Origin of the sequence: Halorussus salilacus, assembly GCF_024138125.1 — an archaeon.
Lineage (GTDB): Archaea > Halobacteriota > Halobacteria > Halobacteriales > Haladaptataceae > Halorussus > Halorussus salilacus.
The window spans coordinates 471,844-486,093 of the sequence record NZ_CP099993.1; the positions used below are offsets into that span (position 1 = coordinate 471,844).

Annotated in this window: 12 protein-coding genes; 7 read left to right on the top strand and 5 right to left on the bottom strand. The window is 70.5% G+C overall.

The features are described from left to right. Window positions 1–61 precede the first annotated feature (61 nt). Window positions 62–3,424: a DUF7282 domain-containing protein gene (locus NGM10_RS02375; protein WP_253481417.1), complete on the top strand. Its 3,363-nt coding sequence runs from the start codon at window positions 62–64 to the stop codon at window positions 3,422–3,424. Window positions 3,425–3,490: 66 nt separating this feature from the next. Here the strand turns inward: NGM10_RS02375 and NGM10_RS02380 are convergent, their stop codons facing one another. The 3 genes from NGM10_RS02380 to NGM10_RS02390 form a co-directional block, all read right to left on the bottom strand. Beyond that, window positions 3,491–3,718: an H/ACA ribonucleoprotein complex subunit GAR1 gene (locus tag NGM10_RS02380; RefSeq protein WP_253481419.1), complete on the bottom strand. Its 228-nt coding sequence runs from the start codon at window positions 3,716–3,718 to the stop codon at window positions 3,491–3,493. Next, window positions 3,718–3,999 (bottom strand): signal recognition particle subunit SRP19, encoded by a 282-nt coding sequence (srp19, locus tag NGM10_RS02385; RefSeq protein ID WP_253481420.1) that lies wholly within the window; start codon window positions 3,997–3,999, stop codon window positions 3,718–3,720. The genes NGM10_RS02380 and srp19 overlap by 1 nt, the downstream gene beginning before the upstream one ends. A 70-nt stretch (window positions 4,000–4,069) precedes the next feature. Next, window positions 4,070–5,233, bottom strand: coding sequence for a PGF-CTERM-anchored ABC transporter substrate-binding protein (locus NGM10_RS02390; protein WP_253481421.1), 1,164 nt, complete (start codon window positions 5,231–5,233; stop codon window positions 4,070–4,072). A gap of 67 nt (window positions 5,234–5,300) precedes the next feature. Here NGM10_RS02390 and btuC point away from each other — a divergent pair, with 67 nt between their 5' ends. Then, window positions 5,301–6,401, top strand: coding sequence for a vitamin B12 ABC transporter permease BtuC (btuC, locus tag NGM10_RS02395; RefSeq protein WP_253481422.1), 1,101 nt, complete (start codon window positions 5,301–5,303; stop codon window positions 6,399–6,401). Window positions 6,402–6,717: 316 nt separating this feature from the next. Continuing rightward, on the top strand, window positions 6,718–8,007 hold the full coding sequence (locus tag NGM10_RS02400; protein WP_253481423.1) for a heme ABC transporter ATP-binding protein: 1,290 nt from the start codon (window positions 6,718–6,720) through the stop codon (window positions 8,005–8,007). 9 nt (window positions 8,008–8,016) lie between these two features. Here the strand turns inward: NGM10_RS02400 and NGM10_RS02405 are convergent, their stop codons facing one another. Then, complete coding sequence (locus NGM10_RS02405) at window positions 8,017–8,325, bottom strand: hypothetical protein (RefSeq protein ID WP_253481424.1); 309 nt, start codon at window positions 8,323–8,325, stop codon at window positions 8,017–8,019. A gap of 111 nt (window positions 8,326–8,436) precedes the next feature. Here NGM10_RS02405 and crtID point away from each other — a divergent pair, with 111 nt between their 5' ends. From crtID to NGM10_RS02425, 4 genes are all read left to right on the top strand, one after another. Then, window positions 8,437–9,918, top strand: coding sequence for a bifunctional phytoene desaturase/3,4-desaturase (gene crtID, locus NGM10_RS02410; RefSeq protein WP_253481425.1), 1,482 nt, complete (start codon window positions 8,437–8,439; stop codon window positions 9,916–9,918). 1 nt (window position 9,919) lies between these two features. Further along, window positions 9,920–10,747 carry a prenyltransferase gene (locus NGM10_RS02415; protein WP_253481427.1) on the top strand — a complete coding sequence of 276 codons (828 nt, stop codon included), beginning with the start codon at window positions 9,920–9,922 and terminating at the stop codon, window positions 10,745–10,747. Further along, complete coding sequence (gene cruF, locus NGM10_RS02420; RefSeq protein WP_303656435.1) at window positions 10,740–11,597, top strand: bisanhydrobacterioruberin hydratase; 858 nt, start codon at window positions 10,740–10,742, stop codon at window positions 11,595–11,597. Before NGM10_RS02415 ends, cruF begins: the two co-directional genes overlap by 8 nt. A gap of 125 nt (window positions 11,598–11,722) precedes the next feature. Further along, on the top strand, window positions 11,723–13,114 hold the full coding sequence (locus NGM10_RS02425; RefSeq protein ID WP_253481428.1) for a bifunctional metallophosphatase/5'-nucleotidase: 1,392 nt from the start codon (window positions 11,723–11,725) through the stop codon (window positions 13,112–13,114). Between the two features lie 91 nt (window positions 13,115–13,205). On the opposite strand, the gene NGM10_RS02430 is transcribed toward NGM10_RS02425, so the two are convergent. Then, window positions 13,206–14,162 carry a phytoene/squalene synthase family protein gene (locus tag NGM10_RS02430; protein ID WP_253481430.1) on the bottom strand — a complete coding sequence of 319 codons (957 nt, stop codon included), beginning with the start codon at window positions 14,160–14,162 and terminating at the stop codon, window positions 13,206–13,208. Window positions 14,163–14,250: the final 88 nt, after the last annotated feature.

The following is a 14,250-nucleotide window of genomic DNA, read 5'->3' on the forward strand; positions in this document are numbered from 1 at the left end:
GAGAACGGAATCAACCGTTCTCGGGGTTGAAAGTCCGGGGCGATGTGGTGAGGCCGAGACCATGCAATCGACCGGACACGTCGTGACCGTCGTTCTCGTCGCCGCCCTGCTCGTCGCGTCGGGCGCGGCCGCCGGAGTCGGTCCCCAGCAGGCCAGCGCCGACGGCTCCGACGCCGACCGCCGGACCGCCGAGACCGGGGCGACCGACGCACCGCAACTACTCGCTCCGACCGAACTCGGCGAGACCGACGCCGACGAGAGTCTCGGCACCGACCTCGCCGTCCAAGACGACCCGCCGACGCCGAACGAGCGACTGCAGGCCGCGGTCGCGGGCGTGCGCGAAGGCGCACGCCTCGCGGAGGACCAGGGCGCGACCGTCACGCCCGACGAGCGCCGCGCCGCGATTCGCGGCGCGGCGGCGGCCGCGGTCCAGTCCCAGACCGCCAGCGTGACCCAGATACAGCGGGCCGCTCGCGGGGCGGCCCACGGCTCGCTGGTCCAGTCTCAGGAGGCGAACGTGAGCCAGATTCAGGCCGCGACGCAGGGAGCGACCGCGGGGACGACCCGACAGGTCCAGGCCGTGAGCGTCGCCCAGATACAGGGCGCGTCGTACGGCGCGGCCCACGGGTCGGTCGCCCAACACCAGCGAGCCAGCGTGACCCAGATACAGCGGGTCGCGGAGGGGGCGTCCCGCGGCGCGGCCCGCTCGGCGGGTGCCCGCGAGGTGAGCGCGGTCGGCAAGATCCAGGAGGCCGCGCAGGGCGCGGCCTACGGGTCGCTCGGGACGTTCGGGCAGGTGGACCAGACACAGCGCGTCCGGGTCGAACAGCGACAGGCGGCCGCGCGGGGCGCGTCCAGCGGCGCGCTGGTCCAGTCCCAGCGCGCCGACGTCAAGCAAGTGCAGGTCGCCGCGCTCGGCGCGGCCACGGGCGGGGTCAAAGAGCGCAAGCGAGCGCCGCCGCGGCGCGTCGCGGCGGCCTGCCGGGGCGCGGCCATCGGGGGCATCAGCCAGTCCCAGCGGGTGACGGTCGAGCAGATTCAGCTCGCGGCCGAGGGGGCGTCCATCGGAGCCATCGTCCAGCAACAGGAGGCGAACGTCCGACAGGTCCAGTCGGCCGCGCAGGGGGCGGCCCGCGGCGTGCTGGTCCAGATCTCGGTGGTCCAGATTCAGGTCGTCAACGTCGTCCAGATACAGGTCGCCGCGCGGGGCGCGGCCGACGGCGCGGTCCGGTCGGCGGTCCAGAATCAGGTCGTGAACGTCCGGCAGGTCCAGTCGGCGGCGTTCGGCGCGGCCCGGGGCGGAGCGACCGTCGTCCAGACCCAGACGGTCAACGTCCAGCAGATTCAGGCGGCGACGAGCGGCGGGGCCTACGGCTCGCTGGTCCAGTCCCAGGACGCGAGCGTGACCCAGATTCAGGCGGCCTCGCGGGGCGCGGCGACCGGCGCGATACGGTCTGCGTCCCAGTCGCAGGTCGTGACCGTCGAGCAGGTGCAGGCCGCCGCGCAGGGCGCGGCGACCGGCGGCATCTCCCAGAGCCAGACCGCGACCGTCGTCCAGATCCAGAGCGCCTCGCAGGGCGCGGCGTCGGGCGCGGTGGTCCAGACCGACGCGCTCGACGCCGTGACGGTCGAGCAGGTGCTCGCGGTCTCGCAGGGCGCGGCCACCGGGGCCGCATCGAGCGCCGCCGAGGAGGGCATCGTGACCGCCCAGCAGATTCGCGCGACCGCTCAGGAGGGCGCGGCCGAGGCGAGTACCGTGGTCGCCGAGAGCCCCGAAATCGACCCGGCGGAGCTACAGGAGGCCGCCAGCTCCGCCGCCGCGACCGCGGCGGCGGAGCTTCCCGACGAGACGCCGGACGAGACCGCGACCACGGAAGCGACGACCGAGACGCCTGAGGTGACACCCACCACGACGACCGAGGGAACGACCGAAGAAACGGCGACGACCACGATAGGAACGACGACCGAGGGAACGACCGAAGCCACGACCACCACGATAGGAACGACGACCGAAGCCACGACCACCACGGAACCGACGACCACCGAAGAGACGACCACAGAGGCCACGACCACAGAGGCCACGACTACCGAAGAGACGACCACAGAACCCACGACGCAAGAGACTACGACCGAAGAACCAACGACGACCCCCGAGACCACCACCGAAGCAACGACGACCGAAGTCGAAGGGGTCGCCAGCGTGACCTTCGAGGACCAGACCGCCGACGACGAGGTCGAGGTCGAGTCGGCCGTCCTCCCCGAGGGCGGGTTCGTCGCGGTCTACGACCGGAACGGCGAGTTCGCGGGGGTCTCGGAGTACCTCGACCCCGGCGAGTACGAGGCGGTCGCGGTCGGACTCGACCGCGACTTCTCGGACCGGCAGGTGATGATCGCGGTCCCCCACCGCGACACCGACGGCGACGAAGAGTTCGGATTCGTCGACGACGCGGAACTCGACGACCCGTATCTGAACGAGACCGACGACCTCGTCTTCGACGGTGCCGTGGTGGACTTCGGCGGCGAGGCGGCCGCGACGACCACCGCCGACCTCCCGACGACCGAGGTTCCGGCGGAACCGGACGAGACCACGACGGCCGAGGAGACCACGGACACGCCGACACTTGAGGAGACCAGGGAAACCACGACGACCGAAGCGGTCACGGAGACGACCGACCTCCCGGAGGAGACGACCACCGAGGAAATAACGGAAACCACGACGACCGAGGAGACTACCACCGAAGAAATAACGGAAACCACGACGACCGAGGACACGACCACCGAAGAGACGACGACAACGCAGGCGACCCCGACCACCGAAGAGACGACGACAACGCAGGCGACCACGACCACCGAGGAGACCCCCGAACTGACGCCGACGCCCCAGGAGACGCCCACCGAGGCCCCGCCCGAGGACGAGGTCTTCGCCAACGTCACCTTCGAGAACCAGACCGCAGACGACGAGGTCGAAGTCGAGTCCGCAGTCGTTCCGGACGGCGGATTCGTCGCGGTCTACGACCCGTTCGGCGAGTTCGCGGGCGTCTCGGAGTACCTCGAACCCGGCGAGTACGAGGAGGTCGCGGTCGAACTCGACCGCGACCTCTCGGGCCAGCAGGCGATGATAGCGGTGGTCCACAACGACACCGACCGCGACGAGGAGTTCGACTACGTCGACACCGACGGCGCGGAGGACCTGCCGTACCTCAACGAGACGGACGAACTCGCGTTCGACGGTGCGGTCGTGGACTTCGGCGGCGAGGAAGTCGCGACGACCACCGCCGACCTCCCGGCGACCGTCGAACCCGGGACGGCGGCCGCGGCGGAGTCGAGGAGTTCGCCGACCGCGCCCGCCGAACCCGGCGCGCTCCTCGGTGTCGTCGGGTTCGCCGGGGCCGCCGTGCTGTTCGCGCGGTCGGCGAGGAGGTAGGGAGTCGGAAGCCCGGCGGTCGGCCCGCGGGCCGACCGCCGGGCTCGTGGCGGATGCACCGGAATTTCACCGCGCGTAGAGCTTCTCGCCGAGCAGGGTCGGGAGCGCGACGCCCGCGTCGGGCGAGACGGCCACGTAGGGGCGAGCGACGGGGCCGAACACGTCGACGACCCGACCGACGCTGGTGAGCTGCTCGTCGACCGCCTCGGTCCCGATGTCCGGGTGGTCCTCGCCCGGACACCGCACGATTGCGAGTCCCTGCGCGGTCCGGACGACTTCGCCGAGTCGCTGCATCAGTCCCTCAGGGCGGTGACGTAGGCGGCGACCGCCTGTATCAGGTCGTTCTTCGAGGAGTCGTCGGCGTTCTTCACCAGCACCCGACCCCGCTCGGTCCAGTTCTCCCGGGAGTAGGCCTTGTCGCGCTCGATTATCGCGTCGTAGCCCACCTGCTGGACCGCCTTGGCTATCTCGTCGACCGTCGGCTCCTCGACGGCCATCTCCACAGCGACCCGGCGGCCCTCGTTCCGGCTCTTCTCCGCGTCGAAGTACGCGGGCCAGAGGACTTTCTCGACCATGTTCGATGGGTCGCACCGGCCCGTTAAACACCTTTCCCGTTGGGTACGAACGGGGAGAAATCGAGGGGGTTCAGTACCGACGTGCGAGCAGGACTGCGCCCGCGAGCGCGGCGAGCGCCGCGGGGACCCCGAAGCCGGGCACGTCGCTCGACGAGTCGCTCGACGCGCCGGTCGTGGTGTCGGTCTCCTCGGCCATCGCGCCCTCGTCGGTCGTCGCTTCGGTGGTGGTCGGTTCGTCAGTCGTCGCGTCGGTCGTGGTCGGTTCGTCTGTGGTCGTCGCTTCGGTGGTGGTGGTCGTCTCCGCGGTCGCGTTCGCCTCCTCGTACGCCTCGGGGTGGAACGCCTGAGCCATCTGGACGATGGCGTTGACCACCCGGGGCGCGGGCTGGCTGATGTTCTCGTTGGTGACCGTCGTGACTTGGTCGTTCTGCACGGCGGTGGTGGCGTTGTAGGCGTCGGTCTGCGGGTACACGCCGTACGCGCCGAGCTGGACTATCCACTCGGGGTCCTGCTCGACGATGACCTCCTCGCTGATCTGCTTGTAGCCCGAGACGTTGGCCTCGACCGCGATGTTGGTGCCGCCAGCGACCTCGACCATGTTGCTCACGAAGGTGCCCTGCCCGGCGGTGTAGCCGCCGCCGACCGACACGAACACGCGCGGCGACTCGGAGTTCTCGACCGCCTCCTCGACGGTCTCGACGCGGTCGCGCATCGACGCCACGGTCTCGTCGGCGGCCTCGCAGTTGCCGGTGAGTTCGCCGATGCGCTCGGTCTTCGCGTAGATGTCGTCGAGCGAGGTGGCGAACCGGGTCTTGTAGACGGTCAGGCCCGCGTCCCGGAGGCGCTCGACCGTCTCGTTCGGGATGACGTTCGGCGCGAGCACGAGGTCGGGGTCGGTCGAGACGACCTTCTCGACGCTGACGGTCTGGTTGCCCGCGGCCGAGACGTTGGTGCGCGAGTCAGCGCCGTCGAGGTACAGCGCGTACTGGGTCAGTCCGACGACCTGCTCTTCAGCGCCGAGTTCCCACATCGTCTGGGCCGCGCTCGGCGAGAGCGTGGTGACCCGCTCGGGGGACTCCTCGACCGTCACTTCGGTTCCCGTCGCGTCGGTGTGGGTCGCGGGGAACGAACACTCCGCCTGCGTCGCGCTGGTGCCGGACGCGGCCGCGACCGGAGCCACACCGGCCGTCAACAGCATCAGCACCGCGAGTACGCTCGTGACCTTCGTCTTCATGCGTCCCGAACTCCGACCGTATCCAATAAGTATTTACCTAAAGCAAGCTGGCTTTCAGACACGAACCATGCGATGGGGTCCGCGCGCCGCGAGCTGGTCGGCAGGATTGGTCGCCGCGCTAGCGGTCGTGGTGGTCGCGAGCGCGGCGCTCGGCCCCGTCAAGCTCGACTACGTCGTGGTCGGGAAGGTCCTGCTGAACTCGCTCTCGGTCCCCGCGGGGCTCGCGGTCGGCGAGCGCACGCTCCGGGTCGCGGGACTCGCGCTCTCGGTCCCCGCGCCCGCGGTCGAGTTCGCGCCCCTGTTTCGCTTCGCGGTCCCCGACACCGCCACCACCATCGTCACGACCCTCCGACTCCCGCGCATCGCGCTCGGCGCGGTCGTGGGGTTCGCGCTCGCCACCGCGGGCGTCGTGATGCAGGGGTTCTTCCGGAACCCGATGGCCGACCCCTCCATCATCGGCGTGTCGTCGGGCGCGGCGGTCGGCGCGGTCGCGACCATCGCGGTCCCGGTCGCGGTGCCGGTCCCGCTCCCCGTCGCGGCCTTCCTCGGCGCGATACTCGCCGCGTTCGGAGTGTATCTGCTCGCGACCGAGGACGGCCGGACCCCGGTCGCCACCCTCCTGCTCGCGGGCGTCGCGGTCCAGACCCTCCTCGGGGCGGTGGTCTCGTACCTCATGCTTCAGAGCGGCCGGGGCCTCCGCCGGGCGGTGTACTGGCTGATGGGCCACCTCCACCTCGCCTCGTGGGACGACGTGACGCTGGTCGCCCCGGTCGCCCTCCTCGGATTCCTCGTGCTGTTCGCCTACGCCCGGGACCTCAACGTCCTCCTGCTCGGCGAGGAGGACGCCCACGCGCTCGGCGTCGAGGTCGAGCGCACCAAGCGCCTCCTGCTCGCGGTCGCCAGCGTCGTGACGGGCGCGGCGGTCGCGGTCTCGGGTGTCATCGGCTTCGTCGGCCTCGTGGTCCCCCACGTAATGCGCCTGCTCGTCGGCCCCGACCACCGGGTCCTCTTGCCGACCTCCGCCTTGGCGGGCGCGACCTTCCTCGTCGCGACCGACACGGTCGCCCGGTCGGGCGCGGGCGAACTCCCGGTCGGCATCGTCACCGCGTTCCTCGGCGCGCCCTTCTTCCTCTATCTCCTGCGAACCCGGGAGGTGCACGCGCTGTGAGGGGGATTCCCGGCAATATCGCGCCCAACTACGCATCCGCCAGTATCGCCCGGCAACACAGTCCACCGAGGGCGGGACTGAAAGGGGCCGCCCGCTCGCGCACCGCTTGGTCGTCTCCGCGGGCAACTATTCGGCGCGCGGTTTGCGCCGAATATCCCGCGGAGCGACCGCGAGCGGGCGGGGGCTTTCTGGCCGTTCGTCGTCCAATCTGTTCGAACGTTTCGTGGCGAGCGGGCGGGGGCTTTCGGGGACGAAACCGCCGTAGTCCCCTTGACACCGACCGATCAAAACACGACTCTGAGGAGGTCGACAGACGATGATAGAGATAGACGACGTCGCGGTCGAACTCGGCGGAAACCGAATTCTCGACGGCGTGACCACCACCGTCGACGACGGCCGGTTCGTCGGTCTCGTCGGGCCGAACGGCGCGGGCAAGACCACCCTCCTCAGAACCATCACCGGAGCCCTCACCCCGGACGCGGGCGAGGTCCGTCTCGGCGGCGACCCAGTGAGCGCCCTCTCCTCGAAGGCCGCCAGCCGCCGGGTCGCGGTCGTCCCGCAGGACACCTCCCTCTCGTTCGACTTCCCGGTCGAGGAGGTAGTGGCGATGGGGCGCAACCCCTACAAGTCGCGGTTCTCGACCGGGAGCGCGCGCGGTGGTGACGGAGACGCCACGACCGACCGCGAACTGGTCGCGGCCGCGATGGCCCGCACCGAGGTCGCCCACCTCGCAGATCGGCCCATCACCGCGGTGTCGGGCGGCGAGCGCCAGCGCGTCCTGCTCGCGCGGGCGCTCGCGCAGGACGCCCCGGCGCTGCTACTCGACGAGCCGACCGCGAGCCTCGACATCAACCATCAGGTCCGGACGCTGGAGTTGGTCCGCGAACTGGTCGACGACGACGGCAAGACCGTGGTCGCGGCCATCCACGACCTCAACCTCGCGGCCCACTACTGTGACGAACTCCTCCTGCTCGCCGACGGGGTGATTCGGGCGAGCGGCGACCCCGCGGCGGTCCTCTCGGAGGGCAACCTCGAAGCCGCGTTCGACACCCGCGCGGTGGTCTCCAGCCACCCGGTCACCGGGTCGACGTACGTCACCGCGCTCCCCGAGCGTCCGCCCGAGGACGAGTCGGCTGGCCGGGTCCACGTCGTCGGCGGGGGCGGCACCGTCTCGCGGTTGCTCTACCTCCTGTCGGCGGCGGGCTACGAGGTCTCGGTCGGCGCGCTCAACGAGGGTGATTCGGACCTCGAAACCGCCCGGTCGCTCGGTCTGGACGCCGTCGCCGACGAACCGTTCGCGCCGGTCGGCGACGCCGCCCGGCGCGAGGTCGAGTCCCGCATTCGCAACGCGGACGCGACGGTCGTCGGGGACGTGGAGGTCGGCGCGGGCAACCTCGACAACCTCCGGGCGGTCCGGGAGGCCGAGTCGGTCGTCGTGGTCGAGGAGCGCCCCTTCGAGCAGCGCAACTACGCCGGGAGCGAGGCCGCCGCGCTCTACCGGGAACTCAGCGAGCGCGGGCGCGTCGTCGGCCCGGACGAACTGCTGTCGGCGGTCGCCGACGCGGTGAGTTCGGGGGTCGAATCGGTGAGCGCCGATTCCGAGTGAGTCTCGGACTCACGCACCAATCCGGGAGCGTTGCTGGAACAACTCGAACAGCAGAAGCGAGGCGAACGTGCTCGCGGCGAGCAACACCATTGCGGCGACCCCGAACTCGACCGTCGGCGCGGCGATGCTCACGCTCCCGAGGACGACGCCCGAGACCGCGGCGAGCGCACCGCCGACCGGATTCGGGAGGTCGTCGAACCGCTGGGCGACCGTGGGGTCCAGCCCCACGATTCGAGTCCAGACCACGTAGAGAACCGACACGAACAGGAACGCCAGCAGGCCGACGCCGAGCAACAGCGCGAACTTCGCCGGATTCATTTCCCGTTCCGAAAACCTAATCGTTTAAATATAAACGTATCGGTCGGGCGTCCATTCGCGCGCGCCGCTATCCTCACTCGTTTTATGTGACTCGCGCACTCAGAACCCGGTATGGAACTCTCGGACAGGTCTGTCGCGGTCGTTGGGAGCGGTTTCGGCGGCCTCTCGACGGCGTGTTACCTCGCCGACACGGGCGCGGACGTGACTGTGCTGGAGAAGAACGAGCAGCTCGGCGGACGGGCGAGCACCCTCGAACGTGACGGATTCCGGTTCGACATGGGACCGTCGTGGTACCTGATGCCCGACGTGTTCGAGCGCTTCTTCGGGCACTTCGACCGCAGTCCCGGCGAGTACTACGAACTGGAGCATCTGGACCCCCACTACCGGATATTCTTCAAGGACGGCGACCGGATCACCGTCACCGCCGACCGCGAGGAGACCAAGCGAACGTTCGAGGAGTACGAGGACGGAGCGGCCGACGCGCTCGACGACTACCTCGCGGAGGCCGAGAACACCTACGAGATCGGGATGGAACATTTCGTCTACACCGACCGGCCGCGGTTCCGGGACTACGTCGACTGGGACGTGGTCCGCCACGCCCGCGGCCTCTCGTTCCTCGGGTCGATGGACGAGCACGTCGCCGACTACTTCGACCACCCGAAGCTGCGACAGATAATGCAGTACACCCTCGTCTTCCTCGGCGGGTCGCCGACGACCACGCCCGCGCTCTACAATCTGATGAGCCACGTCGACTTCAACCTCGGCGTCTACTACCCCGAGGGCGGGATGGCGGGCGTCGTCGACGGCATCGCCGAGTTGGGCCGGGAACTCGGCGTCGAGTATCGGACCGACGCCGAGGTCGAGGCGATTCGGGGGTCGGCGGGCGATTTCCGCGTGGAAACCGCCGACGGCTTCCACCGCGCCGACTTCGTGGTCAGCGACGCCGACTACGCCCACACCGAGCAGGAACTCCTGACCCCCGACGAGCGCCAGTACGACGAGGACTACTGGGACTCGCGGACCTACGCGCCCTCGGCGTTCCTCCTCTATCTGGGCGTCGAGGGCGACGTCGAACCGCTCGCACACCACTCGCTGGTCCTGCCGACCGACTGGGACCCTCACTTCGAGCGGACCTTCGAGGACCCCGGCTGGCCCGAGGACCCCGCCTACTACCTCTGCGTGCCCAGCGAGACCGACGACTCGGTCGCCCCCGAGGGCCACAGCAACCTCTTCGCGCTCGTCCCCATCGCGCCCGGTCTCGACGACGACGAGGAGACCCGCCAGCGCTACCGGGACTTCGTGCTCGACGACGTCGCCGAGAACACCGGCGTCGACCTCCGGGACCGAATCGTGGTCGAGGAGCGCTTCTCCGTCTCGGAGTTCGCAGACAGATACAACAGCCGCGAGGGAACCGCGTTGGGGCTCGCTCACACCCTCCGACAGACCGGGCCGCTCCGGCCGGGCCACCGCTCCTCCGAACTTGACGGCCTCTACTTCACCGGGTCGTACACCACGCCGGGCATCGGGGTGCCGATGTGTCTCATCAGCGGCGAGCACACTGCCGACGCCCTGCTGGAGGACTACGGCGGGTAGCATGCTCCGGTACCTCCTCGTCCTCTCTCGGCCCCGGTTCTGGCTCTATCTCGCCGGGCCGGTCCTCGTCGGGGTCGCCTACGGCGCGTCCGGGGCGTCGGACCTCCTCGCCTCCGAAGCGGTCGCGCTGTTCGCGTACTTCCTCGTGCCCGCGAACGTCTACCTCTACGGCGTCAACGACGTGTTCGACGCCGACATCGACGCCGAGAACCCCAAGAAAGAGGGCAGGGAAGCCCGGTACCGCGGCGACCGAGCGGTCGCCGCGGTCGTCGTCGCGTGCGGCCTCGCGGGACTGGCGCTCGCCGCCCTGCTGCCCCTCGGTGGCGCGGTCTGGGTCGTCGGCTTCCTCGCACTGGGGTACGCCTACAGCGCCCCGCCGTTCCGGCTCAAGACGACGCCGCCGCTCGATTCGGTGTCGAACGGCCTGTACGTGCTGCCGGGGGCGGCGGCCTACGCCGCCCTCTCGGGGAGCCACCCGCCCGCGCTCGCGCTGGCGGGCGGGTGGCTCTGGGCCATGGCGATGCACACCTTCTCGGCGGTGCCCGACATCGACCCCGACCGACGGGCCGGGATTCGGACCACCGCGACCGTCCTCGGCGAGCGCGCGACCCTCGCGTACTGCGCGATTTGCTGGCTGCTCGCCGCGGGTGCGTTCGGCCTGCTCGACCCCCGGGCAGGGGCGCTCCTGCTGGTCTACCCCCTGCTCGCGGTCGCCATCTCCGAGACCGACGTGTCGGTCTCGCGGGCCTACTGGTGGTACCCCGCGATAAACGGGGTCGTCGGGATGGTCCTGACGCTCGGCGGCCTCTGGGGGGTCGTCCGTGGATAGCTCCACATCGTCGCTCGCGGGCGGTTTCGACCGCACCGCGGTCGAAACCGCCCTCTCGGAACTGGTCCACGACAATCGGTTCACCATCGCGGTGGTCTTCCCGGCGGTCGGCGCGGTCCTGTTCGTCGCCAGCCACCGGGGGCTGCTCCCCGACTGGCTCGCGATGCACCCCGCGCTCGTGCTGTTCGGGACGCTCGTGATGCGGACGCCCCTCGTCGCGGGCCTCGCGCCGCTCGTGGACCGCCGGGCGCTAGCCGGACTCGCGGCGGTCACCGCCTACAGCTACGCCATCGAGTTCGTGGGCGTGACGACCGGCCTCCCCTACGGCGAGTTCCACTACCAGACCGAACTCGGGCCGATGGTCGCGGGCGTGCCGGTCGGCCTGCCGGTCTTCTTCCTCCCGCTGGTGGTCAACAGCTACCTGCTCGTCCTCCTGCTGTTCCCGAACCTCCCCCGGACCCGGCGGGTCCTCGTCTCGCTCGGGGTCGTGCTGGTCGTGGACCTCGTCCTCGACCCCGCAGCGGTCGCGCTGGGGTTCTGGGCGTACGCCGGAGGGGGCCCCTACTACGGCGTCCCGCTCTCGAACTACGCGGGGTGGGTCGTAAGTGGCCTCGTGGCGGTCACGGCGGTCGAGTACTCGTTCGACCGCGAGCGACTCGCCGCCCGACTCGCCGACTGCGAGTTCATGCTCGACGACCTCGTGAGCTTCGTCCTGCTGTGGGGCGCGGTCAACGCCTACTTCGGCAACTGGGTCGCGGTCGCGCTGGCGGGCGCGCTCGCGGGGGGTCTCGTCCGGGCCGAGCGCTTCGACTTCGCGGTGTTCGACCCGGCGAGTCCGCGCGAGACGTGAGTCGGCGGGCCGAACGCCGCGAGTCGGGCGGAGGTCCACCCACGACCCGGGCGGGCGTCCGGCCCCCGGGGCCGGACGCCCGCCAACGACGTGAGAGTTAACTGTCGGGGGACGAACCTGTCGGCATGAACTGCCGATTCGTCCACTACTCGGACGTGGAGAACGCCTACGACGACCCCGAGCGAATCGGGCGACTCGCTGGCCTGATACGGCAACTCCGCGACGACGCGACGTTCGTCTGCGGGACCGGCGACACCACCGCGCCCGGCCTGCTCGCGACGGAGACCGGCGGCAGCCACGTCCACCCGTTCTTCGAGGAGATAGCGCCGGACTTCGCCACCTTCGGCAACCACGACTTCGACAACGGTCGCGACGCGCTCCGGGAGGTGGTGGCGGCCGCGCCCCAGACGTGGCTGTCGGCGAACGTCCGGACCGACGCTGGCGACCCGTTCGCGGCCGACGCGGGTGTCCGGACGACCGCGCTCGCCTCGGTCGGCGGCACGCGGGTCGGGTTCGTGGGCGTCACCGACCCCGAGACGCTCGGGGTCCATCCCTGCGCGGCGGACCTGACGGTCGCCGACCCGGTCCCGGCGACCGAGCGAGCGGCCGCCGACCTCCGGGACTCGGGCGCCGACCTCGTGGTCGTCCTCTCGCACGCGGGCGACCGCGACGACGACCTCGCCGGACTCGACGGCGTGGACCTCGTCCTCGGCGGCCACGTCCACGACGTTCGGGCCGACTCCGTGGACGGGACGCCGGTCGTCCACCCGGGCCAGCGCGGCGAACTCGTCTCGGCGGTGACGGTGACTCGCCGGGGCGTCGACGCGACCCTCCACGACGTGACCGAGGCACCCGTCGCCGAGGACGTGGCCGAAATCTACCGCGAGACGTACGTCGACCTCGGACTGGACGAGACGGTGGCGACCACGGAGGCGACCCTGCCCCGCGACCGCGCGGCGTGCTACCCCGAGAGCGCCATCGGGAACACGGTCGCCGACGCCCTCCGGTGGGCGGGCGACGCCGACCTCGGGGTGTTCCACGCGCTCCAGCTCCGGACCGGCCCGCCGCTGTCGGGGGAGGTGACCGTCGGCGACCTCCGGTCTGCGGTTCCGTTCGACAACGAGATACACGCGACCCGGCTGACCGGCGGGGAGGTCGCCGAACTGCTCGGGAACCTCGCGACGCCGGGCCCCGACCGCGAGGTGTTCGGCCACGTCAGCGGGGCGACCCTCGACTGGCGGCGGTCCGAGACCGACCTCGCGCTCGCGTCGGCGACGGTCGGCGGCGAGACCCCCGACGAGTCGGCCGAGTACACGGTCGCGGCCCCGGCCTACGCGTTCGAGCACGGGCTGTTCGCGCCGCTGGGTCCCGACCGTATCGAGGGGACCCACGGCTGGAGTCAGTCAGTGCTCGTCGAGTACGTCCGTCACCACGGACTGTCGGCCGGACCCGAGGGGCGGATGAACGCGGTCGCCGACGCCGGTCGGGAGTCGTCGGGCTCGCTACGCTCGCTGTGACGGGCCGAGTCTCCCGCCCGCCGACCGGTCGCGCGACCGGTCGGCGGGCGTGGGCGATGGCGAGGACGAGGGCGATGGTACGAGCGAGAGGCTACTCCATCTGTGGCGTCCCGCCCGGAATCTCGGCGCTCTCGGGGGGCTCGTCGCCCTCCGGAACCGCGCTGACCTCGCGGAACACCGTCTCGGGGTCGTTCGACCACTGCCAGTGCCACCGTGTCCTGACCCACAGCCACCCGGACCGGACCGCGCTCAGTTCGGGCGGCGAGGTCAACACGTCGTAGTCGCGCGCCCGGATGAGCCGGTGGTACTCGGCGTACAGCACCGCGGCGTACAGCACCGCGAACTGACAGTCCTCGGGGAGGTACTGGATGCCCGCGACGCCCTCGCGGTACTTTCGCTCGGCGCGACGCAACTCCTCGGCCATCGCGGCTCGGAAGCCCTCGGTGGGTTCACACCGCCGAATCTCGGCCTCCGTGACGCCGTGGCGCTCGCGGGTCGTCCCCGGGAGGTAGATGCGGTCGTGGTCGCGGATGTCCTCGCGGACGTCCCGCAGGAAGTTGGTGAGCTGGAACGCCTCTCCGAGCGCGACCGCGTGCGGTCGCGCTCGGTCGGGGTCCTCGACGCCCATGACCGCCTGCATCATCACCCCGACCGCGGCCGCAGAGCCCCGGACGTACGACTCCAGTTCGTCGTAGGAGTCGTACCGGCTCTTGTCGATGTCGGTCGCCATCGCGTCGAGGAACGTCTCGATCTCGTCGGGGGGAATGGCGTGAGACTCGCGCATCTCGTCGAACGCCGCGAGTATCGGGTCGTCGGTCTCGCTGTGACCGAGCGCCTCTGCGCGGAGTCGCTCCAGGCGCTCGCGCTGGTCCTCGGGGGGAAGGTCGTCTGCGCCGTCCACCACCTCGTCGGCCACGCGGAAGAACGCGTAGAGGACGTAGGTCGAATGACGCACCCGCTCGGGGAGGAGGCGCGTCGCGAAGTGGAAGGTTCTGCCGGTCTGCTGCTGTATCGCCTTGCTCCGTCGGAGTTGTCTGTCGGTGACCATTCGATGTCTCCCGTAATCGTGCAGTGTCCGGCCGTGAGACCGATAGGGGTGCCGCGATGTGGAAGCTACGGCCGCCCCGGAGTTAATT

Bases quoted from the DNA above. Each gene is read 5' to 3' on its own strand.
- btuC (WP_253481422.1), top strand. From the start codon at position 5,301: ATGCGATGGGGTCCGCGCGCCGCGAGCTGGTCGGCAGGATTGGTCGCC.
- NGM10_RS02375 (WP_253481417.1), top strand. From the start codon at position 62: ATGCAATCGACCGGACACGTCGTGACCGTCGTTCTCGTCGCCGCCCTG.
- crtID (WP_253481425.1), top strand. From the start codon at position 8,437: ATGGAACTCTCGGACAGGTCTGTCGCGGTCGTTGGGAGCGGTTTCGGC.
- NGM10_RS02425 (WP_253481428.1), top strand. From the start codon at position 11,723: ATGAACTGCCGATTCGTCCACTACTCGGACGTGGAGAACGCCTACGAC.
- NGM10_RS02390 (WP_253481421.1), bottom strand. From the start codon at position 5,233: ATGAAGACGAAGGTCACGAGCGTACTCGCGGTGCTGATGCTGTTGACG.
- NGM10_RS02380 (WP_253481419.1), bottom strand. From the start codon at position 3,718: ATGCAGCGACTCGGCGAAGTCGTCCGGACCGCGCAGGGACTCGCAATC.
- NGM10_RS02400 (WP_253481423.1), top strand. From the start codon at position 6,718: ATGATAGAGATAGACGACGTCGCGGTCGAACTCGGCGGAAACCGAATT.
- srp19 (WP_253481420.1), bottom strand. From the start codon at position 3,999: ATGGTCGAGAAAGTCCTCTGGCCCGCGTACTTCGACGCGGAGAAGAGC.
- NGM10_RS02415 (WP_253481427.1), top strand. From the start codon at position 9,920: ATGCTCCGGTACCTCCTCGTCCTCTCTCGGCCCCGGTTCTGGCTCTAT.
- NGM10_RS02405 (WP_253481424.1), bottom strand. From the start codon at position 8,325: ATGAATCCGGCGAAGTTCGCGCTGTTGCTCGGCGTCGGCCTGCTGGCG.
- NGM10_RS02430 (WP_253481430.1), bottom strand. From the start codon at position 14,162: ATGGTCACCGACAGACAACTCCGACGGAGCAAGGCGATACAGCAGCAG.